Here is a 25177-nt window from a genome sequence, read left to right on the forward strand (position 1 = left end):
CAAAAATCCATGAGGGCATTTGAAATCACCCATGGATCTTAACTAAATACTTCTTAATAAATTATCTATACCAAAATTTGTGCTAAAAAGCTTTGCAATCTTTCATTTTGAGGATTCTCAAAGATTTGCTCTGGAGGGCCTTCTTCTGCAATGACACCTTCATTAATAAAAATAACACGGTCGGCTACTTCTTTTGCAAATCCCATTTCATGTGTTACCACAATCATTGTCATTCCATCTTTGGCTAGGTCTTTCATAACCTTTAGCACTTCTCCAACAAGTTCTGGATCAAGAGCTGACGTAGGTTCATCAAACAGAATAACTTTAGGGTCCATAGCCAGCGCCCTGGCTATGGCCACTCTTTGCTGTTGCCCACCAGATAACATTGCAGGATATTCATCTATTTTATCTTCAATGCCCACTTTTGTTATAAGTTCCAATGCAATTTTTCTTGCTTTAGCTTTTGACATTTTCTTAATAGTAACTGGTCCTTCCATAACGTTTTGAATAACAGTCATGTGAGGAAATAAGTTGAACCGTTGAAAAACCATACCAACCTTTTGACGGATAGAATTAATATTACCTTCCCTAGTGTGAACTATTTCTCCATCAATCCATATCTCGCCTTTTGTTTTTTTATCTAAATAATTAATACATCTAAGCAGTGTACTTTTTCCTGAACCACTGCCTCCAATCAAACAAAGTACTTCACCCTCATTTACTATTAAATCAATGCCTTTTAATACTTCAAGATCTCCGAAAGACTTATGTAAATTTTTAACTTCTATCATACTCATACAATCACCTCTCACTTATTTTTAATTTTAATTCAATCTTTTTAAGCAATTTTGTAACTACTAATATAATTGCAAGATAATAAACACCCGCTATAAAGAAAATAGGGAAAACATCATAAGTTACTGATGAATATTGTTTTGCAAGTAACATAATTTCGGTAATTGTTATTACACTAGCAAGTGAAGAGTCCTTAATAGCTATAATAAACTGATTACCTAAAGCAGGTATGGACCGTTTAAAAGCTTGAGGTAAAACAACTCGTTGCATCGCTTGCCACCTACTCATGCCAAGGGATCTTGCCGCTTCTCTTTGTCCGAAATCAATAGACTCAATAGCCCCTCTAAAAATTTCACTAATATAAGCACCATTATGAAGGCTTAATCCAATAACTGCTGATGGAAAACTCGCAATCATTATCCCCATATTAGGTAACCCATAAAATATAAAATAAAGTTGTAATAATAGAGGCGTTCCCCTAACAATAGTAACGTATAAATCAACAAAAACTGTTAAATACTTTTTATTAGTTAACTTTAACATAGCTACTATAAGTCCAAGAAGTGTACCCAATAATATTGAAAAAAATGCTAACTCTAGTGTCCATATAACCCCTGGTACAAATTTAGGGGCGAACTTAACTACAGTTGTAAAAAATGTAGTTATACTATGTAATAATCCGGTCATAAAATTCCTCCCATTTTTAATGTTATCTCACAAAGCTATAAGTTGCTTATCACAACTCAATGATAGATTTTGTGAAAATTAACAAGAATAAAACTATTTATTTATATTTTGAATATTGATACCAAACCATTTCATACTAATTTTCTCATATGTTCCGTCCGCTATAATATCTTTTAATGCTTTGTTTACTACTTCTAATAATTTTGTATCTTCTTTTCTTATTGCAATAGCATTATCTTCAACATAAAGTAATTTGCCAACAGCTTCAATATCAACCCCATATTTTTTAGGTGCTTCGAGTCCTACAAAGTAATCTGTTACAAGTCCATCTGACCTACCTTGAACTACACTCTTAAAATTGTCTATGTCGCTTTGGAATTGGAGAACCTTAGATATGTTATCCATTTTATCTAATGCTTGAATGAAAGTTGTTCCTGTTACAACGCCTACTTTACCATTTTTTAGATCTTTTATGCTCTTTAGGGTTGTTCCTTTTTTAGCAAAAAATTGTGCTCCACCATGATAATAAGGAGCGGTGAAGTTAACTTTCTTTTTACGTTCCGGAGTAATAGCCATACTCCCAATTATCATATCAGATCGATTAGCTATAAGTGAAGCTACAATCCCTTCCCATTCAGTTGTAATTGGAACTGCCTTAACTCCCATTTTTTCAGCTATAGCATTGGCTATGTCAATATCAAACCCAGCCACGTCTCCATCATCATTAATAAAGTTAAAAGGTGGATACACCGCTGACATTGTGTAAGTCATCTCTTTTTTATCCATGATAGTTTCATAGGTTGTTTTATTATTATTCTTGCACCCTACTAACGTACCAACTAATAAAAGTCCGAGTCCTACTGTTACAATAATTTTTTTATTCATACTTTCCCCCTCCAATTATACTTATTTGGTGCATATCTTAACTTTATCCAATATTTTCGTATACTCACCCTGTGATTAAAAGTGTTTTTATAATTACTAACAAAACCATTTTTAATTACCATTTTCACAATTCCAACTCCTTACATAATGTAATTAAGTTAATGAAGGAACACTATTATCCTCTGCTATCATAAATTATCTACAATATTAGTAATATTCGAAAAATCGTTAATATTTATGCATTAAATTAATTTAAAAAAACACTCTAATGCTATTCCATAGTATTAAAGTGTTTAAGCTACTAATTTTATCTGTTTTAAGTATAAGCAAAACTGCTTATTTAATAAAATTCAATTATTATATTATTCTGTTTATTTTCAACTATAATATAATGTAATTATAACATGTATTATGCTTATTGTCAAGAAAGTGCCAATTTCGACAATTGATTACTATTTGCATTAATGCCACATCTAATAATTCATATTATGTTAAGTATTAATATTGAAGCAAACAATAACTTACAGTTATTGTTGCGTCCCTAGAGGTCGTGACATAAACTGAGAGTTATTGTTTGCTAAAATCATAAAAAGAAGTAATCAGGCTGATAATTAACGAGCTATATTTATTAAAGGTAAATACAAGGTACATTTTTAATACTACTTAATATCTAGATAATAATGAAGGAATGAGAATCGTATGTTATGCTTAATATTATTTCAAATAAATCATAGAAGATTATATACAATCATTTTTATTTTGAGTTATTTATGGTATATTAATAATATGAATAAGCACTTCCAAATTTTATACTTTATGTATTTATTTCTTTTAAATATCAAGGCCTTAATGTGGTTAAAACCATTTTTTTCAAGAAACCAGTCAAGTACCGAAGGTTTTCTCTATTATGTTTATTTGCATCTATACCGATATGTTTCATTGGTCCATTATTTAATTCAATGTTAATCGAGATTATTGGAATTTCATTATTCACACTGTTTTTTGCAATATCCCTTATATTCTGGAGATGTCGTCATTGTAAAGAGGGGTTGCCAATGAGGTTTAAACTTAATAAAGAAGATTCTATAACTAATCCTTAACTCGTAGTTATCTACTTATTTTTAGAAAAGTTCTAACAAAATATTCTTAATTTCTCTTATTGTATCAAACATATTAACCACTTTCTACCTTTATATAATTAAACAAACTGGTTCCTTATTTGCAAGGGCACTTTTACCTTTTCTACTATATATTGAGTTCATACTCATACCTTCTCAGTAAACCTTCCTCATTAGCTCAAAAACTTCTTCTATGGTGAGTCCAAGAGATTTGTAATATGAAGTGTCATTAACCATTTGCTTTAGGATCATTTCGTTGCGCTTTTGAAGCATATCATCGGATGAGTGTTCAGCTACAAAACATCCTTTACCTGTTACAGAAGCAAACAATAACTTCCAGTTATTGTTATGTCACCCAAGGCCGTGACATAAACTGGAAGTCTATGTTTGCTAACAGAAATTGGTAACGCAGTGGACAAGCTCTGTTTGCTGATATACTTAACAGTGCATTGCAACATCGAAAAAAGTAAAGTTTGGAGACTCTTTGCTAGTTTAAAATAAATTAGAAGGATGCTTTTACGTTTGTAAAATTTTTTTAAATATAGAATATAAGATTGTAAGTATAAACCATAAGGTTTATAATAGTATTTATACAGGTGGAGGTGGAGAATGACAACATCGGATATGGTTCGAGAATTATGTGACAAACAGAATATAAGCATTGCAGAACTTTGTAGAAGAATAGGTCAAAGTCCGCAGAATTTTAATAAAAAATTGAATCGAGCATCATTGTCTTCCGAAGAAATGATAGCTATAGCTGATGCACTGAGTGTAACCTATGAACAGACTTTTGTGCTTAAAAATGGTGAAAAAATTCAAATTGGAAACGAGGGACAAACCTATGAAGAATAAGAATGAAGTAACGATACATTCATCTGCTGCTGAATATTTAACATATATTGCTGCGGTTGGTGATAGTGATGAAAGCTTGGAAATGCGTTATGAAGAAGAGAATATTTGGCTGACACAGAAGATGATGGCAGCATTATATGATGTTAGTCTGCCAACCATCAATGAACACATAAAAAAAATATATGATGATGCTGAACTTGCTCCAGACTCAACTATTCGGAAATTCCGAATAGTTCAAACTGAGGGATCCCGTCAGGTAAATCGCGAAGTGATTCATTATAATTTACAGGCAATTATTGCGGTAGGTTTTAAAGTCAATAATGAACGTGCTGTACGATTCCGCAAATGGGCAGGTCAAATTGTCAAGGATTACACAATTCAAGGATGGACGATGGATAAGGAACGTCTGAAAAAGGGTCATATGTTTACGGATGAATATTTTGAGCGTCAGCTACAAAGCGTTCGTGAAATACGGCTCTCTGAACGCAAGTTTTATCAAAAAATCACAGACTTGTATGCTACATCTTTTGATTATGGTAAAAATTCGAAGACTACAAGGCAGTTTTTCCAAACAGTACAAAACAAAATGCATTGGGCAGTTCACAGGCATACTGCAGCAGAACTGATTGTAGAACGAGCTGATGCTGAAAAAGAACATATGGGATTGATTACATGGGAATCTGTACCCCAAGGAAAAATTGTTAAATCTGATGTTGCGATTGCAAAGAATTATCTGAATGACAAGGAAATGTCCTATTTAGAAAGAATTGTATCGCTATATCTTGATTATGCAGAATTGCAGGCAGAACGTAGGCTTCCAATGAGCATGGAGGATTGGGCGCAACGTCTTGATGGTTTTTTGGAATTCAATGGCAATGAGCTGCTGATTGGAGCTGGTAAAATAAGTGCCGAGCAAGCAAAACTGCATGCAGAAACGGAATTTGAAAAATATCGTATCGTTCAGGATAGGCTCTATGAAAGTGATTTTGATAGATTCGCAACTTTAGAGGATGGTATGAAAGAATAGCATAAGTGATAGGAATAGAAAGGTTGTAATACAGATGGCTGACGTATATAAATTCTAAGTAAGCTTGAAAGAATTAGAAAATAGTGTCCGAAATTTAAAGTTTTAGCTTTAAGACTTGATTATATATCGAAATAACGATATAATATTGATATATTAAGCGGGAGGTGTATTTTATGCCATCAATAATACCAAGCTCAGATTTAAGAAATAAGTATGGTGAAATATCACAATTCTGCCATGAGTATAATGAGCCAGTTTATATTACTAAAAACGGTAAAGGTGATTTAGCAGTTATGAGCATTGAAACTTATGAAAAACTTGTGGGTAAGTTTGAATTGTATAAATTAATTGACGAAGGTGTAGAAGCGATGCAGAAGAAAAAAGTAAGACCTTTCAAAGAAGCGTTAGCCGACATACAGAAAGATTTATAAAATGAGTACCTATAATATACAAATTACTGAACCTGCTGAAAAAGACTTATATGAAATTGGTGCATATATATCTAAAGAACTTTTAGAACCTGAAACCGCACAAAAGGTGGTTTTAAAAATAGCTAAAGAAATTATTACCTTAGAAGATATGCCATTAAGAAATGTTTTAGTATTTGATGATAGACTGGCATATAAAAGAATAAGAAAATTTTTAGTAGATAATTATATTGTGTTTTATATTATCACTGAGGAGAGCAATACAGTTACGATTATTAGAATATTATATAATAAAAGAGATTGGATGAAATTATTATAGATAAAATCACTAACAGGAAGTCTAAAATCAACGGATTCCGTTTTGAGGTAGCAAACAATAACTTTCAATTATTGTTACGTCCCCGGAGGTCGTTACATAAACTGGGAGTTTTTGTTTGTTAATCTGAGATGCTGCAATATTAACAACTTTGGAAGCAAATTTTTGTAAAATAAACAGAAAGGATGTTATAAGAGCTGTTTAATATTTTAGTATATTGGTATATAATATTATATAAATAGTTTCAATCGGAGGTAATAGATATGAGTGATGGAAAGATCGAAATATATGACATTTTCCTGGGCATGTCTTATAGTCAATTAAAGGATTTATTTAGGAAGGCAAAGAGTAAACAAGAGCAAGATTTTTATATGATGTTATCTAATATGGTTTTACAAATAGAACAAGAAAAGGTAATAGGTAAATAATTATGCCAACGTACACAATATTTGCATGTGCCAATGGTGCTGGTAAAACTTCAATATATAAGTCTATTTATTATAATGAAAATAAAGATGAAAAGAGAATAAATACTGATGAAATTGTAGCCAGTATAGGTTCTTGGCAAGATAATGATCTTCAAATGAAATGTGCTAGAGAAGCAGTGAAACTAATAAAAAGTTATATTTCACAAGAAATATCATTTAACCAAGAGAGTACACTGTCTGGTAGTTATATTCTCCTATAAATCTTATGTTACGTTTTTATAGTACTCAGTGCCTGTTTCAATAAACCAGTCAGCAAAGTTTCCTTCCATATTTTTTTTCCATTCTCGAAAAATTTTATTCCTTCTCCATAGGGTATTAATTCATTTATCTTAGAATCTATTTTAGTAAATCCTTTATATTTAAGTGTTCATGACGTATAGTATATTTCTTGCCATTTTATTTTTACTTCTCTTGCCAAAAATATCTACAAAAAAAATTTTTTACTCTGCAAAAGCCTATAATTATAAAATCCCAATTCTAATCTTCATCCTGGTATAGTTGGTCATATTCATTGCAACCGCAGTGTTCATTACATTTATAAAGTTTAAGATTAATATAAAACGTAAAACATTCACATAGCTCCCATCCTCCACAGACAACACAGTGATGGAGGGTAAAGATATCAATGCAATAAATATAGATATCCAACTCATCTAATTGATCCTCAGTAAGATTAAGAAAACATACATTAAAAGAATCTTTAAAACTATCAAGAAAGAGTTTTCCGACATGCTTTGCATCACGCATTGTAGTAAATTTTAGTTTGATTTCATAACTAAAATCAATGGTTTGATACGTATAGTCGGGCCAGGTGAAATAAACATTATCAAAAGTAAACTTATCAAGTTTATCCTTAAAATATCAAAAATTAGGTTAGCATCCTCTTCTCCATTAATTCTTTCCAAATCTTCCTAATTAATAATAAAAAAAGGCATTAAATTATATTTTCTTTCCAAATAGTCGTGACATAAACTGGAAGTTTGTGTTTGCTAATGATGTCATTAGTGCTGGAATTGAAAAAAATATAAAATAGAACTTTGCACTTATGCTTTGATGGTGTATAATAAGAGCATAAATGCAAAAAGAGGATGATAGTATGAATTATCGAGAACAACTAGAAAAATTAATAATTAAAAAAAAAGGTCTGATTATTACTAAAGAGGTTGAAGATGCAGGCATCCCACGTCATTATCTAACGATTTTTACCAGAGAGAATAAGCTTGAGAGAGTCACACATGGCGTATATCTGACACTTGAGTCATTTGAGGATGAGATGTATACACTTCAAGTTAAAAGTAAGAGGATTGTTTTCTCACACGAGACTGCGCTATATTTACATGAATTGACAGATAGGGATCCACTTGAATGGTCGGTTACCATTCCCACTGGATATAATGGGTCAAATTTAAGAGAAGCAGGAATTAAAGTCTATACTGTTAAAAGGGAACTCCATTTAATAGGTGTAGCTCAGTTAAAAACTTTATATGGAAGGCCTATTAAAGTATATTGCAAGGAAAGGACTATTTGTGATATTGTTCGTAACCGTAATAATATGGATGTTGCAATTTTAAATGAAGGTATTAAGAGGTATTTATATAATAAGGATAAGAATATTCCATTGTTGCTAAGATATGCTAAAGAATTAGGCGTTAAAAATACTATAAGAAGTTATATGGAGATTTTACTATGAGAAACTTAAGACAAATAAAAGACTTAATAAAAAATATGACTAAAGAAAAGAATATCAATGCCCAAATCCTGTTGAGAAACTATATGCTGGAAAGACTTCTTGAGAGGATATCTCTATCTAAATTTAAAGATAAATTTATACTAAAAGGTGGTATGTTAGTAGCTGCAATAGTTGGTGTAGATATGAGATCAACGATTGATATGGATGCGACCATAAAATCTTATCCAGTTAGCATGGGATCTATTAAAAGCGCCTTTGATGCTATTTTGTCAGTACCAATAGATGATGGAGTTAAGATAGAACTTAAAAAAACAGAAAAGATACGTGATGAAGATGATTACAATGGATTTAGAGTATCACTAGAAACGCAAATGGATGATGCTAGAATTCCATTGAAGGTAGATATTACTACTGGTGATAAAATTACACCAAAGGAAGTTGTTTATACATTCGACTTATTGCTAGAAGATAGAAGCATTAATATTCTTGCATACAATATTGAAACGGTGATAGCTGAAAACTTGAGACAATTATTGCGAGAGGCATTGCAAATACAAGAATGAGGGATTTCTATGATATTTATATTCTCTTAAAGTTGCAGGGTAACAATATTGATAAAATCTTATTGAGCAAAGCAGTTATTGGAACATCAGAAAAAAGAGGGTCGTTGAATGTTTTATCTGATGGAGACTTAACTCTTAAAGAAGTTTTCTCAAGTGATATTTCTTATAATCATTGGAGTAGGTACCAGAAAAAATATAGTTATGCTTATGATATTTCATGGAATGATGTTAAGGATTAGGTCTTAAAGTTATGGAATTTGATAGATTTATAAGGTGTAGGTATGGGCAAATTCTGTTTGTTATTAAAAATAAATGTATGTAACTGCAAAACAAATTGTGGTTACAATTTGTTCACGTCCCCAAGGGGTTTTTATGAGCGAAGCGAATTTGCTACTAAGCGCAAATGTAACAAAATGAAAATAAGCCCATATTACTTGTCAAACTTAAAGTAAAAAGAGCCTACAGTTAAATTATTGTAAACTCTTTTATATAATTTAGAAATTAATTTATATAGTTCTGTTGGTTTGTCAAAATTATCTATTGCTTAACCATGATACCAACCTGTTTTTACATTCACAATCACCACACATTGTTGTCCTGAAACATCTGTATAAACTTGATAGCTTTCTGCACCAATAGTACCAGCAGGAAGTTTATTTAGTTCATAAATTTTATAGTGAATGCTTGTTTTGTCACGAGCATATCCTTGTTTTACTATATCATTTTCAAATTTTTCTTTTATTCCTGGTGCCCAATTATATGGATTAGCAAATCTTAGCTCATGTGTTTTGACCCAGGCATATACATTTCCATATTTAATTTTGGACCAGCCATATTGCTGATAACCATACCAGTCATCCTGATCCATACCGACAGGTACGCCACCATATACACCCACCGCTGTACCAGCTTTAATTGTCCCTAATGTTTTATACACCATGCCTGGTAAAGATTTTACGACAAGAGCAATTGCTGCATTAGCTTTATCTGCTACAATTACTGGAACTTTTGCTATAACCATTGCTGTCGAACTAATACTTATATCCTTTTTATATGATACTCTATAAACTACACTTTGAATTGCAGATGTCTTTGCTATAACGGGTACAGTTAAAGCAATAATCTTTTTAGTTGAATTCTTAGTAATCTTTGTTGGTTTTACTACCTTTGTAGTACCCTTATTTATGCTTTGAGTTACAACAAAATCCTTTATTTTTTGTGTTGTAGTCAATGCATATTTGAATGTTACTGTAACTTTGCCATTAGTTGCACTAACTTTTTTAGTGTTAGTAACTGCAAAAACATTGTTGGGTATAATTGTTAGAATAATTAAAAATACACAAATTAGACCTTTAGTTATACTTGATAGTTTGAATAAATTTTTCACATAATTCCCCCTTTTAATTAGACATAACTTTATTTTGCTAATTTATATATATGTGTAAATACTTTATTTTACATACTGTCAATAGCAAACAATAACTTCCAGTTATTGTTACGTCCCCCGAGGTCGTAACATAGCCATCAACCTAACAGAACCATTAAATGTAAGCAATGAATTTTTTTATTAAATCTCATATAAATGCGAGTAAAAACAGGGTAAAAGTTATGATTTAAAATATCAATATTTATTTTAATAAAAGGTGTGTTTTATACCTAATTATGGTATAAAATACACCTTTTGTTTTTTGTTTTATTGTTAAATAATATATAATTAGTGTATATATAACTTTTATGTAATTATATATAAAACTATGTGAAAGGATGTTATTTACGATGAATAGGGAGAAAATAATGCGAATAATTCATAATTTGGGTGAGTTGTACAACCTTAGTAAGATTGAAAAAATGGCTAAAAAGAATTTGTTTATAAGAAGAAAAGGAAAGGTTTCTGCTAGAAGTTTTTTAAATCTATGCACCTTTTTAGGTGAAGATTTATGTTCTTCGTCATTATCAGATTTGTGTGCAAAATTAGAAGCTAATGAAAAGATATCAATTTCACCTCAAGCATTAAGTAAAAGATTTAACGGGGAAGCTGTGAATTTTCTTAAGAAGGTTTTTCACGATATGCTAAATATTCAAAATGAGGTATTAAGAAGTAATGAGCCTTTATTGAAAAGCCATTTTAATAGGATAACAATAGTTGATTCTACTGGTTTTAAATTAGATGATAAGCATGCAGCTAAATATAAGGGATGCGGTATAAAATCATCTGTAAAAATTCAATTACAGTACGATTTATTGACTGGTGAATTTATTCACTGCGAGCTTGGAGCGGGCTCAGTTTCAGATGCTACATACCTTCCAACACTGCAAGACACTATTGAAAAAGGAGATCTATCTTTAAAAGATTTAGGATATTTTAAAACTGCAGATTTAAAACTTATTGAGGAAAAAGAAGCCTTCTACATTTCTAGACTTAAAGTTAATACTAATCTTTATAAAGAAGAGGAAATTATTGAATATGGATTTAAAGGAAAAGCTACAATAAGAAAAAGGTACACCTATGTAGATCTTAAATCACTCGCAGAGCCTTTATCGGAAGGCGAAACCTTAGAGTTCAATAACATTTACATAGGAAATACCTTTAAAAATAGTACCAAATGTAGATTAATTTTAACTAAATTAACAGAAGAATGCAAGAGAAAAAAAGAAATTAATAATAAAAAAATGAAAGACAGAGGTAAAATAAAGGGCCTTGAACAAAACAAATGGTGGCTTGACTTTAATTGTTACATAACTAATGTAACTTGTGAAATGATAGCTATGGAGGAAGTGCACCTGTTGTACACTTTGCGGTGGCAGGTGGAAATAATGTTTAAAGTATGGAAATCACTTTTTAAAATTCATGAGGTAAAGAAAGCTGGTTTAGAAAGAATTCAATGTTTTATTTATGGTAGGTTAATAATGTTATTGCTAACTTCAACCATAGTTTTTACAGTACGTAAGATTACTTATTCTGCAACAGGTAAAGAATTAAGTGACCTAAAGTCCTTTGGAATTGTGAGGCAATATTTTAATGAACTATATAGAAATATTTTTAGAAGCAAAGTAATTTTATTTGAACTATTTCGGCGTATATCAACATCCATTCAACGCTATGGTATAAAATCTATTAAAAAAGGGAAGAAAACGGCATTTAGAATCCTACAAACCATGAAGATGACCGAAAGAGTATTGTTAAAAATGGCAGTTTAATACTGGGGTATAAATACTCATTTTAAACATTTTTACACTTATTTAACATGGGCTTATTAAGTTTACAATAAAATAGCTATAATTTCCGATTAGCTTTTACAACTAAAAATAATTATTAATAACTAATTCCAATTAGAACTTAATAAGCATTTTTAATATTTGGTAGATTATTGAATTATAAGGTTGATGGCTATGGTTACGTCCCCCGAGGTCGTGACATAAACTGGAAGTTTATGTTTGCTAATCTTTATCTTTTCATTTTATCTATTACCTAACATTGTAGTAGTACCAGAAGCAACTAATTTAGGTTTTAAGACTAAAGTGGTATCTGCACAAACACTAAATTCTGTAAAAGTATCGTCAAGTGTAAATAACAAGACACCTTTGCAGAACTTAATAGTTAAAGTTACTGTAAATGGTCCTGCAAAAGGGTCTGTTAAAATAATATGCCATTATAAATCCACTAATACTACTTATAAAGCAACAATTGGTTTAAATGGTAAAGCAGTAATACCAGTTAAGATAAGCTGTGCTACTAAGGGATATAATGAAAGAAGTGTGAGTGGATTAAAAGATACTTTTTCTAATTTCGGTTACTTTAGTGGTACATGATTCTAATCAATTGCCTATTTTTATATTGCTGACACGACCCCATTACAGAAATTGGTAACGTCGTGGACAAGTTCTGTTATGGAGCACGGAAATTTGTAATGTATTGGACAAGGTCTGTTTGCTAATCATCTCATATGCTGCAATATTAACAACTTTGGAAGCGAATTTTTGTAAAATAAACAGAAAGGATGTTATAAGAGCTGCTTAATATTTTAGTATATTGGTATATAATATTATATAAATAGTTTCAATCGGAGGTAATAGATATGAGTGATGGAAATAACCAAATATATGACATATTCCTGGGCATGTCTTATAGTCAATTAAAGGGATTATTTAGGAAGGCAAAGAGTAAACAAGAGCAAGATTTTTATATGATGTTATCTAATATGGTTTTACAAAGAGAACAAGAAAAGGTAATAGGTAAATAATTATGCCAAGCTGGGTTAACAATATATTAAATTCATAGCTAGTAAAGTTTATTTACTAGCTGTTTTTATATTACGTAAGAAGTCCTATTTGCTAAGAGGTGATTTTTAGGTGCCACCTATAAAGTTTCGTTTAATTGTGCCATCATGATTAAACTCTACACCATCTTTAAAAGACTCTTCTCTTCTTAATAAAGGATACCCTATTAAGCTATGTTAAATATTAAAAGTACCTTCATACCAAAGTATACCATTTTCATTGAACAATCTACCAAAAACAAAATATCTTGGTCCATAATAATTTCTTGGGCCCTTGTTAAATTCGCCTATAAATCTTATGTTACCGTTTTTATAGTACTCTGTGCCTATTTCAATAAACCAGTCAGCAAAGTTTCGTTCCATATTTTTTTGACATCCTTAAAAAATTTTATTCCTTCCCCACAGGGTAATAATTTATTAACCTTACAATCCATTTTAGTAAATCCTTTATATTTAATGTTCCTGATGGATAGTATATTTTTTGCCATTTTATTTTTACTTCTCTAGTCATAAACAATTCCCCCAAAAATAATTTTTACTCTGCAAAAGCTTATAATTATAAAATCCTAATTTTAATCTTCATCCTGGTATAGTTGGTCATATGCATTACAACCACAGTGTTCACATTTATAAAGTTTAAGATTATCATAAAACGTAAAATGTTCCCATAGCTACCAGCCTCCACATACAACACAGTGATGGAGGGTAAAAATATCAATGCAATAAGTATAGATATCCAACTCATCTAATTGATCTTCAGTAAGATTAAGAAAACATACATTGAAAGAATCTTTAAAACTATCAAGATAAATTTTTCGGACATGCTTTGCATCACGCATTGTAGCAAATTTTAGTTTGCTTTCATAACTACAATCAATAGTTTTATACATATAGTCGGGCCATGTGAAATAAGCATTATCAAAAATAAACTTATCTAGTTCATCATTAAAAATATCAAAAATTAGGTTCGCATCCTCTTCTCCAATAATTCTTTTTAAATCTTCCCAATTAATAATAACAAAAGGCATTGAATCATATTTTCTTTCCATAAATATATTATGAACTTTATTATATAGTTCACTTAAGGTATCAAGAAAAAGACCAATTTGACGTTTATAAAACAGCCCCTCATAATCTCCATAAATTTCAAGAGTATAGGAAGTCGATAATTCTTCAATTTCGTTTTCTAGTTCAATTCTATCATCAAGGGTTTTAATGCTCTTAATACCAATCTCAATATCTCTTATTCTATCCATAAAAGTAAATTATTCAAAAGAATAAGGTTGGTCAATTCCAGACTCTGGAATACATTCGGAGCTGCAGTACTTTCTACTATTAGAAGATATATAGGGCTCATTTTTAAATTTCTTTTTACAATGATAACATGTATACATAAGATCACCCCTCTAATTATTTTCATGCTTTTTTCTTGCTTACTACTACTATACATATGGATTACGAATTTCTGCACGGGAGATTATGCTTTCGCTATTAAAAATAAAATATATGTATCCGCAAAAGTTTATTTCATACAGAAATTAGGGTTTGGCTTTCTCTAATTGATTGGAATGATTAATTAGTACTTATTGACAAAAATGTTACTCTATATAGAGGAAATTGGAAATTAATGTAGAAATATAGTTTGAGGGAACTTAAATAACTATACAAGTTAAGTATGGATGTGCGGAAATTATTAAAAATGAAAAATGGGCAAAACGTAGCAAAGAACAGTTTTTTACTTGCTAACCTTGTAAAATGTGGGTCATTTAAGCAATCTCTAAAATCAAATTATATGTAGTAAATTGGGAGGAGATTAACACATGATTGAAATATTATCAAGAATGCCAAACAAACAGTTCATATTTACTTGCCTTAATATATTGAATAAGACAGGAAAGCTTACAGAAAAAAATATCAATTTGTTAACTAATAGAGATTATTGTAGCGCAAATTTCTTGTGTCGGTTTGCTATATTATCTGAAGTACCTACATTAGATGAAGTTTCAAAAGATTATTACAATGATAACTCAGGGCATCGAAGATACTATCCTGAAAAATATGCAATAGGAGAAAAAGTTTTTATTGTAACAAATCATTGGTACGGACATGAAAAATCCAATCCTGACAATAGAACTCCTTTTATGCAATGGGTAATGAATTAGAGAGCATAAGATCCGTAACTAGCAAATAATAACTTCCAGTTATTGTTACGTCCCTCGATGTCATTACATAAACTGGAAGTTGGTGTTTGCTAATAAAATATTTGGTGAAGATTTAATAAGATGAAACTAATTCTTTTGTAAGAATAGATAAATAAAAGCTGGTAGGCAACAATATGTTAATGTTTAAATGATAGAGTGTAATTAGTAGAGTAGTATTTTTTTACGCGACTAACACTAGCTACTATGGCAGTTAACTTATTTACGCGCTAGTGGGTCTGGATAGCCAACTATAAATAGGGATGCCCGGTTCTATAAATTAATATTCAGTTTGACTATAATCTTTTATATGTGTTTTACATTTATTGGTTGGCTGGTGCGACCCCGTTACAGAAATTGGTAATGTAGTGGACAAGTTCTGTTTGCTAAAAACAAGGCGGTGTATATTGTGGAAAAATTAATTGAAAGGGCTAAAGCTAAAGAGGTAGGAGCTACAGAAGAAATAATAGAAAAATTCAAGTATCTAATATTTAAGGAGGCTTCAAAATATCACATTCCAGGTTTTGATTTAACAGACCTAATCCAGCATGGATATCTATCCGTGATTAGAGCTATAGCAATGTATAAATTAGGTAGCAACAGCTTTAATGGCTATTGCATAAATACTATAAAAATGAATTTCAAAGCACTTTTGAAAGGACAAATAAAGCATTTTAGAGAGGTGCCAAACAATGATATGTTAGATTTTGATACCTGTGGAGATTATGAATTCACCCTAGAGGATGAGGTAATAGCTTACTATGAAGTGGAAAAGTTATATAGTGCTCTAGAAAAACTTGATCCACTAGAGCGCGAAATAATAAAAAGATATTATCTTATGGACCAGTCCCTTGGAGAAATAGCTTGTGATAGCGATAAAAATTATCATCAACTTGCAAGAATTAAGAGAAAAGCTCTAGAAAAGCTCCGGTCCTTAATGTAGATTTATTTATAAAAATTTCTCACAAAACTTTCCAGCAGCATATATATTCAATGAAAACAAAATGAAAGGAGTGATTTACATGGCAGTTGTATCAACAAAGGTAGCCAGTGCGTTAAAGCTTACTATGAAGGTAGGAGTAGACATCAAAGGCAAAGACAAATATGCAACAAAAAGATTAAGTAATCTAAAAGTTGCGGCATCAGATGAAGACATGTTTGCCGTAGGACAAGCAATCTCTAACATCAAAACTTACCCATTGTTTGGATTAGACAGAGAAGATCAGTACAGCTTAGTTACTGAGTAGTTTTAACTTGAAAGGGAAAGTAGAAAATCCAGAGTCCTGGTCCAAATAAATTAAAGGAGGAAAAGTGATATGCATAAATTAGTTATGAGATTTTTAACAGCTACAGAAGGTAAATATTTTACACTAACTGTAGATGACATTAAAGCTGATGGTGATGGAGTTCCAACTGTAACTGATGCGCAGGCAAATGCTCTAATGGATCTAGTCATTGCAAAGAACATTTTTGCATCAGCTAATGGTAGCTTGGTTGGCAAGAAAGATGCTAAGATAATTACTACGGATACTAGTACAGTTGAAGTAGCATAGGAAAAGGGAGTTAGTAGATAAATCTACTGGCTCTCATTTTTTTTTATAAATGTTTGTTAGAGGGGGGGTAGAATAAAAACTGGAAGTTACATTCTTGCTAGTCGAAGTTGCTTGTACATGGTAATTTTCTGGTCCTCGGAGGTGTTTGAGGGGAACGAAGGGGCCCTCTTATTAAATAATAAAATAACAATTTGTCTAAATATATACATCTTTGGTATAATGTTATTGGAAGTATACAAATTTAGTTCAGAAAGGGGAAATGAAATGGGCGAATTATATAAAATTAAACCTTCAGCTAGGATAGTGACATCAATTGGGGAAGAACTTATTAAGGATATTACAGCTGCAATAGTTGAATTGGTAAAAAATTCATATGATGCAGATGCTAATAATGTTGATATAGAATTTTCTATGGTTACTACTAAAGAAACAGAGGAAGAAAATATAAAGCTTAATATTCATGATGACGGGCATGGTATGAATTTTGATACTGTTGTTAATAAATGGATGGTACCTGCTACTAATGATAAATTGATTAGAAAATATAGTCCAAAAGGAAGGAGGTTGCAAGGGAGAAAAGGAATTGGTCGTTATGCTGTAGCTATTTTAGGTGAAGAAGTAGTATTAAAAACAGTAGACATTATTGGAAATGAAACCTCACTTTATATTAATTGGGACGAGTTTAAAAATCATGAGTTCTTAGAAGATGTTGATATTAATATTGACTTAAAAAAAACTAATTTAAAAAGTCAAACTAATATTCAAATAACAGGTAGCCAAGATAAATTATATAATTGGTCTAAAAGAGAAGTTGAATTATTAATAGATGAGTTAAAAAAAATGTTATCTCCAATAACAACATGGGGAAATAATAAAGATAAATTTAGTATTAAAATAATGTTTAAAGATTTTATAGTAGAAGAATATGAAAATAAAGTCATTGAGATATTGCCTATACCTTTAATAGATTTTTATGATTATAGATTGTACGGTAGTGTAAGCAAAGATGGTAAGTTTGATTTGATTTTTCAGGAACAAGTTATGAAGGGAATTCATAATGAGAAAATTGATGTATCAACATTTATTCCCCAAAATGAAGCTATTGGAAAAGTAAATATTGATATAAGGGTTTTTGATAGAGATCCAGATTCATTAGAACAAATTATTAATAGGGGACTAAAAGAAGAATATACAGAAAATTTATTAGGGAAAAGGGATACTAGGCATCTTTTGAATAGTATGTCCGGTATAGGAATTTATAGAGGAAAATTTAGAATTAGACCATATGGTGATCCAGGCTATGATTGGTTACAATTGGATAAAACAAGAGTGCAAACACCAGCGAAAAGAATAGGAAGTAATCAAGTTATTGGGTTTATAGAAATTGAAGCAGAAGAGAATTCTCATCTTGAAGAAAAAAGTGCAAGAGATGGTTTAAAAGAAGACATGTATTTTGAAACTTTAAAATCACTTTTGAAAGAAGCTATTAATCAATTGGAAATAAGAAGATATAAAATTAGAAAGCTTATAGGCAGAGGCAGGTCTAATGTTGGATTACAGAAGGAATTAAGTAGCTTGTTTGATTTTGAAAAGCTATCGGATAAGATAGAAAAAATTCTTAATTTATCTAATATAGAAGATGACAAAATAGTTAAAATTAAAGAGTATATAGAGCAAACAGAAAAAGAAAAGGCAGGCCAGTTAAAAAAAATCGAAGATATAATAGCTATATACCAAGGCCAAGCTACTTTAGGTAAAATAATAAAGGTAGTATTACACGAAGGGAGAAAACCATTAAGTTGGTTTAAAAGTCAAGCTGGTGTTATCCAAAATACTGTTGATAAAATATTAGAAGATCCGTCAGAAGAGTTGTTGTTAAAAATTAAGAATAGAAGTTTAACATCTAAAGAGCAGGCTGAAAAATTGAGTAAACTATTTAGTAGGTTAACACCGTTAGCATCAAATAGAAGAAGTCTAGCAAAAGATTTTGATATAAAAAAAGTGATAAATAGTAGTTATCAGGTTTTTGAAAATGAGATTAAAAATAAAAATATAAAATTTAGTTTAAATTGTGAAGATAATATAAAATTTAATGGGTGGGAAGAGGATTTTTATATTATTTTCACAAATTTATTTGAAAATTGCGTTTATTGGTTAGATAAGGCAGATGCGCAAGATAAATTTATAGAAGTCAATATCAATTTTAAAGATAAGTTAAAATATATAGATATTACAGATAATGGATTAGGAATAAGAAAAGATTTTATTGAAAGTAAGATAATTTTTGAACCTGATTTTTCTACTAAAAAAAATAATGAAGGAACTGGGCTAGGATTGGCTTTAGCAGGAGAGGCGAGTGATAGAAATAATTGTAAATTGAAAGCTATTTATTGGGAGAATGGTGCTCATTTTAGATTAGAGGTTATAGGAACGGAGGAAGATTAGTGTGGAAAATAGTTTTAGATTATTAATAGTTGAAGATGACAAAAATGAAATTGTTAATTATAAAGACAATTTAGAATTGTTTAATGAAGATAATAAAAAAGATGGCTTTATTATAGAGGCTGATTTTAACACGACTTTACAAGATGGAATAAATGCTATAAAGAATAATAAATATGATGGGGCAATAGTTGATTTGAAATTGAATCAAGATAATATTGAGGCCGCAGAAGGAAATGTAATTATTAAAAGTATAGTTGGAAATTTAAGAATGCCTGCAATTGTTGTATCTGGATTTATGGGTGATTTAGATCCTGAATTGAAAAATGAAACTAGTTTACTTAGATTTTACGAGAGAGGAAGTATAGAAATTGTAGAGATTTTTAATGTTCTAAAAAAAATCTATAATACTGGAATAACTAAAATTTTAGGTGAGGATGGACTAATAATTAAAGAATTAACAAAAATATTTTGGGAACGAATCTCAACTAATTTAGAATATTGGATTAGTGAAAGTGATAACACTACTAAAATAGAGAAAATAGTTTCAAGGTATATAATAAATCATTTAAAAGAAGGATTTGAAACAGATGAAAACGGAGAATTTGAAGTTTATCATTCTTCAGAATTTTATATTGTGCCTCCTATAAAACAGAACTATTTTACAGGAGATATAGTAGAGAAAGTAGGCATAAACTATATAATTCTAATGCCACCTTGTGATATGGCTACAAATGGGAAAGTACAAAATATTGTTTTAGGCAAAATCGAGGATATAAACTTCAGTCAAATAAAGGATGCAAAGAAAAAATTAGAAAAAGACAATTCGGATGATAAGGCTAAATTTAAAATTTTGAGTTTATTAAATAATACTTACTCATTAAATTATCATTTCTTACCTCAAACTAATGCATTTAGTGGCGGATTTATTGATTTTAGAAAAATTAAATCTGTTAAAGTAAAGGAACTTAAAGTTGAATATAAGCGAGTAGGAACTATATCAAGTGAGTTTATTAAAGATATTATATCTAGATTTTCACAATATTATTCTAGACAAGGGCAGCCTAATTTAGATATAAACGCAATATATAAGAAAATATTATTGTAAATATCTAGATGGCTGAGAATACGTGCAACTTGTGAAGGGACAGTTATTTAGTGTGAAATTAATGGCTAAATCCATAACATCAGAGATATCTGGTGTTTTTATAATTCTTAATATTATATTATGGAATTAGAGCACATAAAAAATTATTTAATCATCGGAACTGTTATGTGAATTGAATTTACTAAAGGCACAGGAGTAATAAGCGATGATCTATCATTAAAGAAAATATAGCAGTGTCTAAACAATTATACTAGATCATTAAAAACAACTGCAAGATAAGAGGAAGGTGGTACTAAGGCATATAGTTTCCATATCAAGATGGTATCCTCCAGTCATCTTCTTACAATTCATGGTAACTTTGAGAAAGTGGGAAACCAGTGATTTCTTAGTAGAGTTGAGTTAAAATTACATTCTAATAAGAATGTAATTTTTGATGAAGCGCCTATGACAACACTATAGTAATAGGTAACGTAGTAAAGATGTTCTATTTGCTAACGATTAGTAAAACAAATTATATTAGGACATGTTATAATTAAGTGTTATAATTTTATTCATTATAAGATTTTAAAATCATATAATAGGAGTTAATATAGTATACAGAGGAAGAGTGAGTTTATGGTAGTTATTGATTTATTCTCAGGAGCAGGTGGGTTGACAGAAGGATTTTATAAAGAAGGGTATGAGGTAGTAGCCCATGTTGAGAAAGAAAAATGGGCATGTGAAACATTAAAAACACGTATATGTTTTTATTACTTATTACAAAAAAATGATCTTGAATTATATAAAAAATATTTGATGAGTGGATGCGATTATAAAAAAATTAATGAAGCAAGAGAAATAATATATAATAAATATCCTGAGTTAAAAGAAAAAGTGGAATTGGAAGTTCTAAATAAAACCTTTGGTAATTCTAAAAATGAACAAGGTGTAACTTCAACACAAGAAATTATAAAACTAATACAAAAGGCTATGAACTATAATAATAAAACAGAAGTTGATGTAATAATTGGAGGGCCTCCATGTCAAGCATATTCAGTTATTGGAAGGGCTAGAATGGGTGAGAGTGTAGGTCAAGATAAAAGAAACTACCTTTTCTATTACTATAAAAATATAGTGGATTATTTTAAACCTAAAATATTTATTTTTGAGAATGTACCAGGTATTTTGACAGCTAAGAATGGACAAATTTTTAATTCTATAAAGGACTATTTTGAAAAGATAGGTTATACTTTAAAGTCAGGATTAAATGAAAAGCATAAAGATAACATTTTAAATGCTGCTGATTTTGGTGTATATCAAAACAGGAAAAGAATGATTTTATTTGGAGTTAGAAATGATCTTAAATCAGAATATCTTAATTTTGATAATTGCATTAATACTTTTAATGAAGAGAAGGTTACAAAAAATGCTATAGGCGATTTATTAAAATTGCAACCTGGAGAAGGCGATGAAAATAAGTTGCAGCCCTATGGTTTTAATGTAGAGCTTTCAGAATTTGAACTTTTAATGAGAGAAAATAGTTCCGGAATAATAAATCATCAAGCAAGAAATATCAAAGATTTTGATAGGAAGACTTACGGAGATGCCATTATTAAATCTAATAATGGGGAAAAGTTCTACTATTCTGATTTACCTGAATTAAGAAGAACACATAAAAATGTTGAGTCATTTTTAGATAGGTTCAAAGTTCATGGCTGGAATAAAACACCACATACAATTGTAGCCCATATATCAAAGGATGGACATTATAATATACATCCAGATATTAATCAATGTAGGTCACTTACTGTTAGAGAAGCGGCAAGAATTCAAAGCTTTCCTGATAATTTTAAATTCGAAGGGCCTAGGACTTGGCAGTATGTTCAAGTTGGTAATGCTGTTCCACCTTTAATGGCACAGGCAATAGCAAAATCAATAAAAAAATTATTTATATTATAAAATAATAAATAAACTACAAAAAATAAGTTATGATTAATAATCGTAACTTATTTTTTTGTTTTTCCATCTTCGGTGTGGTGGTGAATTAAATCCTAATTATAGAATAATAGAGCTATTTATGATAAGAAAAATATAAAAAGCACTTTAAAAGCTTAACTAGAATATTTTATTTCACTGTGGCCTATATAGATATTAATTGTATTTGACTCTTACGTATTATCATAGTTATTTTGCCAGCTCTTTATTGCATTTGAATATTTATTGGAACATTATTCCTTGCATATAAAGTATAGAATAAAAATTCAAAAAAGAAGGTAATCTTATTTTAATATAGAATTACTATTTAGGGAATAATATCATAATATAAGTTATATTAACATATTATCTGAATGAAAATTATAATTATATGACATTATTTTAAAATATAGTATATTATGGATTCCGGCTTATATCTTGAATTAAGGAAGAAGTTGATGAATTTATAAATGAATTTAAATTTAATGGAAAAATTGTACTTAAATAAGATGAATTAGTAAACTTGTGATATGTTCAAAAGAGTTATCCGGTAGATTAATTAATATTAAAAAGTTAAAAATATATAGGCATGATTAAAGTTTGGAATCAAGTAAATAGAAAATTTAGGTATAAATATTTACCAGAAAGTTACTATTTTATGGACAAGATGTGTTAAGCTTGTTTAAATTATGAATGCACTGCTCACTTTAAGAAGAAGAATATAGCATAGATTGTAAAAAAAATTTAAAATGAGGTGAAGATAATGAAAAGTAATATAAGTTTGCTTGAATTTGCATCGAATTTTTACCAAGAAGTGTTACTTGCAAAAGAAACCGATGCATACAGTTTGGAATTTGAAGATTTTTTTACTGCTGTAATGCTTGAATACTTAGAAGAAATAGGTGAGGTGGAGAATGCTGTTATCTGTCCGTACCGTGTATTAGGTTTGCAAATGAATGGGTATAGTATTTCAGAAGAATTTGATAGTGTGGATATATATGTTAGTATCTTTGATGAAAATGAAAATCCGCAAAGGATAACACGTACAGAGATTGATGCTTCATTAAAGCGAGCAATACAACTGTATCGAAAAGCAATAAATGATTTATATGCTTCTTTTGAAAAAGATAGCGATACATATGGATTTGCATCTGCTATTCATAAGCACAAAAATGATATTAAGAATGTAAGGGTCATTGCTTTAACAAATGGGTTAGTAAAACCTATTTCATTTAAAGACATATTAATTGAAGGGGCTAACGTATCTTTTTTAATATGGGATATTGAAAGATTATATAGGTGTGTAAATTCTGGTAAAATGCGAGAGATGGTTGAAATAGACTTTGTTGAAAAATTTAATACTGCTATTGAATGTATTGAGAATAAAACAAGTGATAAATATATCGTTTATCTTGCCATTGTACCTGGTAAAATATTAGCACAATTGTACGAAGAACACGGAGCAAGGTTGTTGGAACGTAACGTAAGGTCTTTTTTACAAGTAAAAGGACCAGTAAACAAAGGGATTAGAGAGACTTTAAGAGATGAGCCAGATATGTTTTTAGCATATAACAACGGAATTTCTGTTACAGCAGAAAGTGTTGAAGTTGAAAGAGACGAGAATGGAAAGCCATCAATTACAAAGATAAAAGATATGCAGATCGTTAATGGAGGACAGACGACGGCATCAATTTTCAGCGCGTATAAAGATAAAAAAATACAATCTGAGATAAGCAATGTTTATGTACAAATGAAGTTATCGGTAATCAATGTTTATGACGAAATGAATAAAATAATTCCTAATATTTCTGCGTTTGCAAATACACAGAATAAAGTACAAATTGCTGATTTTTCTGCTAATGATCCATTTCATAGAAAAGTCGAGGAACTTTCAAGGATATGTTGGGCGCCAGCAAAAGGAGGATTGAAACCTAAGAACTGGTTTTATGAGAGAGCAAGAGGACAATATTCGGACATGCTATCAAGAGAGTCTACATTGCTGAGAAAAAAACAATATAAAGAAGAACACCCTCTCTTTACAAAAACTGATTTATCTAAATATGAAAATACTTGGGATCAACTTCCTTATCAAGTAAGTGAAGGTGCACAGAAAAATTTTAAAAAATTCACTTTGCGGCTGAAGGAGAGAGGTAATGTAATGCCAAACTCGAAGTATTATGAACACCTCATTTCCAAAACTATTTTATTTAGGCAAACCGAAAGATTAGTTCAAGGGCAGAAGTATGGTGGATATAGAGCAAATATAGTAGCTTATACGATTGCTTTTGCATCTTATAAAACATCACAGAGAATTGATCTGGATTGTATTTGGAAGGAGCAGTGCTTGTCTACTGCTCTTGAAAATGAAATTATAAATATATCAAAACTAGCACAACGACATATCGTAAATCCTCCAGGTGGTGCAAATATTGGAGAATGGTGTAAGAATGTTAAATGTTGGAACGAATTTAAAGAAATTGATTATACAATAAGCGATGAGCTTGCAAAAGAACTTATATCAGTATTAAGACCCAATACAGCAGAAACACAAAATAAAAGCATTAATTCAGTAACTGAAGATGAAATAAGTTTAATCCAAGAAGTAAATCAAATTCCTGCAGAAACTTGGTTTTCACTATCTAGATGGGCTAAAGAAACTAACAATTTTCAAACATGGCAACGCAGTTTGGCATTTTCAATAGGTACGATTTTGGGTAGAAATAAGGTACCAACGTATAAACAAGCAAATCAAGCTATTAAAGTCTATATGGAAGCTAAGACTAAAGGATTTAAATAA

The 25177-nt window shown here is 30.2% G+C and carries 24 protein-coding genes and 2 pseudogenes; 19 read left to right on the plus strand and 7 right to left on the minus strand.

Annotated elements, in window-relative coordinates:
* Positions 1-65: 65 nt before the first annotated feature.
* The 3 genes from KPL51_RS01795 to KPL51_RS01805 form a co-directional block, all read right to left on the minus strand.
* Entirely contained in the window at positions 66-791 is a 726-nt protein-coding gene (locus tag KPL51_RS01795; protein ID WP_216156768.1) for an amino acid ABC transporter ATP-binding protein, read from the minus strand.
* Between the two features lie 10 nt (positions 792-801).
* The gene (locus tag KPL51_RS01800) at positions 802-1482 is read right to left on the minus strand and encodes an amino acid ABC transporter permease (RefSeq protein ID WP_216156448.1); all 681 of its coding nucleotides are present in this window, start codon (positions 1480-1482) and stop codon (positions 802-804) included.
* Positions 1483-1575: 93 nt separating this feature from the next.
* Positions 1576-2367, minus strand: coding sequence for a transporter substrate-binding domain-containing protein (locus KPL51_RS01805; RefSeq protein ID WP_216156450.1), 792 nt, complete (start codon positions 2365-2367; stop codon positions 1576-1578).
* Between the two features lie 1727 nt (positions 2368-4094).
* Between KPL51_RS01805 and KPL51_RS01810 the strand changes: the two genes are divergently transcribed.
* The 8 genes and pseudogenes from KPL51_RS01810 (at position 4095) to KPL51_RS01845 (ending at position 9088) form a co-directional block, all read left to right on the plus strand.
* The gene (locus tag KPL51_RS01810; RefSeq protein WP_216156453.1) at positions 4095-4337 is read left to right on the plus strand and encodes a helix-turn-helix domain-containing protein; all 243 of its coding nucleotides are present in this window, start codon (positions 4095-4097) and stop codon (positions 4335-4337) included.
* Positions 4327-5364: a virulence RhuM family protein gene (locus tag KPL51_RS01815; RefSeq protein ID WP_216156456.1), complete on the plus strand. Its 1038-nt coding sequence runs from the start codon at positions 4327-4329 to the stop codon at positions 5362-5364. Before KPL51_RS01810 ends, KPL51_RS01815 begins: the two co-directional genes overlap by 11 nt.
* Positions 5365-5537: 173 nt before the next feature.
* Complete coding sequence (locus KPL51_RS01820; RefSeq protein WP_216156458.1) at positions 5538-5795, plus strand: type II toxin-antitoxin system Phd/YefM family antitoxin; 258 nt, start codon at positions 5538-5540, stop codon at positions 5793-5795.
* Position 5796: 1 nt separating this feature from the next.
* The gene (locus tag KPL51_RS01825) at positions 5797-6111 is read left to right on the plus strand and encodes a type II toxin-antitoxin system RelE/ParE family toxin (protein ID WP_216156461.1); all 315 of its coding nucleotides are present in this window, start codon (positions 5797-5799) and stop codon (positions 6109-6111) included.
* A 260-nt stretch (positions 6112-6371) separates the two neighbouring features.
* Positions 6372-6536, plus strand: a complete 165-nt coding sequence (locus tag KPL51_RS01830) for a hypothetical protein (protein ID WP_216156464.1) — start codon at positions 6372-6374, stop codon at positions 6534-6536.
* A 2-nt stretch (positions 6537-6538) separates the two neighbouring features.
* Positions 6539-6790 (plus strand): annotated as a pseudogene (locus tag KPL51_RS01835) (ATPase); the annotation flags it as partial.
* 902 nt (positions 6791-7692) lie between these two features.
* Positions 7693-8286, plus strand: a complete 594-nt coding sequence (locus KPL51_RS01840; protein WP_216156467.1) for a type IV toxin-antitoxin system AbiEi family antitoxin domain-containing protein — start codon at positions 7693-7695, stop codon at positions 8284-8286.
* 152 nt (positions 8287-8438) lie between these two features.
* A pseudogene (locus KPL51_RS01845) lies at positions 8439-9088 on the plus strand (nucleotidyl transferase AbiEii/AbiGii toxin family protein).
* 305 nt (positions 9089-9393) lie between these two features.
* Here the strand turns inward: KPL51_RS01845 and KPL51_RS01850 are convergent.
* Positions 9394-10236: a hypothetical protein gene (locus KPL51_RS01850; protein WP_216156470.1), complete on the minus strand. Its 843-nt coding sequence runs from the start codon at positions 10234-10236 to the stop codon at positions 9394-9396.
* A 389-nt stretch (positions 10237-10625) separates the two neighbouring features.
* On the opposite strand from KPL51_RS01850, the gene KPL51_RS01855 reads away from it, so the two are divergent.
* The 3 genes from KPL51_RS01855 to KPL51_RS01865 all read left to right on the plus strand — a co-directional run bounded on the left by KPL51_RS01855 (position 10626) and on the right by KPL51_RS01865 (position 13090).
* Positions 10626-12047, plus strand: coding sequence for an IS4 family transposase (locus KPL51_RS01855; protein ID WP_216156497.1), 1422 nt, complete (start codon positions 10626-10628; stop codon positions 12045-12047).
* Between the two features lie 237 nt (positions 12048-12284).
* Positions 12285-12659, plus strand: coding sequence for a hypothetical protein (locus KPL51_RS01860; RefSeq protein WP_216156500.1), 375 nt, complete (start codon positions 12285-12287; stop codon positions 12657-12659).
* Between the two features lie 266 nt (positions 12660-12925).
* Positions 12926-13090, plus strand: coding sequence for a hypothetical protein (locus tag KPL51_RS01865; RefSeq protein ID WP_216156503.1), 165 nt, complete (start codon positions 12926-12928; stop codon positions 13088-13090).
* A 213-nt stretch (positions 13091-13303) separates the two neighbouring features.
* On the opposite strand, the gene KPL51_RS01870 is transcribed toward KPL51_RS01865, so the two are convergent.
* The 3 genes from KPL51_RS01870 to KPL51_RS01875 form a co-directional block, all read right to left on the minus strand.
* A complete protein-coding gene (locus KPL51_RS01870; protein ID WP_216156506.1) occupies positions 13304-13489 on the minus strand; it encodes a hypothetical protein in 186 nt (61 codons plus the stop codon).
* 25 nt (positions 13490-13514) lie between these two features.
* Positions 13515-13637: a hypothetical protein gene (locus KPL51_RS23870; protein WP_263628171.1), complete on the minus strand. Its 123-nt coding sequence runs from the start codon at positions 13635-13637 to the stop codon at positions 13515-13517.
* A 160-nt stretch (positions 13638-13797) separates the two neighbouring features.
* Positions 13798-14382: a hypothetical protein gene (locus KPL51_RS01875; RefSeq protein ID WP_216156509.1), complete on the minus strand. Its 585-nt coding sequence runs from the start codon at positions 14380-14382 to the stop codon at positions 13798-13800.
* Between the two features lie 564 nt (positions 14383-14946).
* Here KPL51_RS01875 and KPL51_RS01880 point away from each other — a divergent pair.
* The 8 genes from KPL51_RS01880 (at position 14947) to KPL51_RS01915 (ending at position 25177) form a co-directional block, all read left to right on the plus strand.
* Positions 14947-15288: a hypothetical protein gene (locus tag KPL51_RS01880; protein ID WP_216156510.1), complete on the plus strand. Its 342-nt coding sequence runs from the start codon at positions 14947-14949 to the stop codon at positions 15286-15288.
* Positions 15289-15733: 445 nt separating this feature from the next.
* Complete coding sequence (locus KPL51_RS01885) at positions 15734-16267, plus strand: sigma-70 family RNA polymerase sigma factor (protein ID WP_216156513.1); 534 nt, start codon at positions 15734-15736, stop codon at positions 16265-16267.
* A gap of 79 nt (positions 16268-16346) precedes the next feature.
* Complete coding sequence (locus tag KPL51_RS01890; RefSeq protein ID WP_216156516.1) at positions 16347-16571, plus strand: DUF1659 domain-containing protein; 225 nt, start codon at positions 16347-16349, stop codon at positions 16569-16571.
* A 69-nt stretch (positions 16572-16640) separates the two neighbouring features.
* Positions 16641-16877: a DUF2922 domain-containing protein gene (locus KPL51_RS01895; RefSeq protein WP_216156519.1), complete on the plus strand. Its 237-nt coding sequence runs from the start codon at positions 16641-16643 to the stop codon at positions 16875-16877.
* 264 nt (positions 16878-17141) lie between these two features.
* A complete protein-coding gene (locus tag KPL51_RS01900; RefSeq protein ID WP_216156522.1) occupies positions 17142-19322 on the plus strand; it encodes an ATP-binding protein in 2181 nt (726 codons plus the stop codon).
* A gap of 1 nt (position 19323) precedes the next feature.
* Positions 19324-20427 (plus strand): hypothetical protein, encoded by a 1104-nt coding sequence (locus KPL51_RS01905; RefSeq protein WP_216156525.1) that lies wholly within the window; start codon positions 19324-19326, stop codon positions 20425-20427.
* Between the two features lie 615 nt (positions 20428-21042).
* Positions 21043-22365: a DNA cytosine methyltransferase gene (locus KPL51_RS01910; RefSeq protein WP_216156528.1), complete on the plus strand. Its 1323-nt coding sequence runs from the start codon at positions 21043-21045 to the stop codon at positions 22363-22365.
* Between the two features lie 778 nt (positions 22366-23143).
* Complete coding sequence (locus KPL51_RS01915; RefSeq protein WP_216156531.1) at positions 23144-25177, plus strand: AIPR family protein; 2034 nt, start codon at positions 23144-23146, stop codon at positions 25175-25177.

This window comes from Clostridium bowmanii (assembly GCF_018861315.1).
Classification (GTDB): Bacteria; Bacillota; Clostridia; order Clostridiales; family Clostridiaceae; genus Clostridium_AD; species Clostridium_AD bowmanii.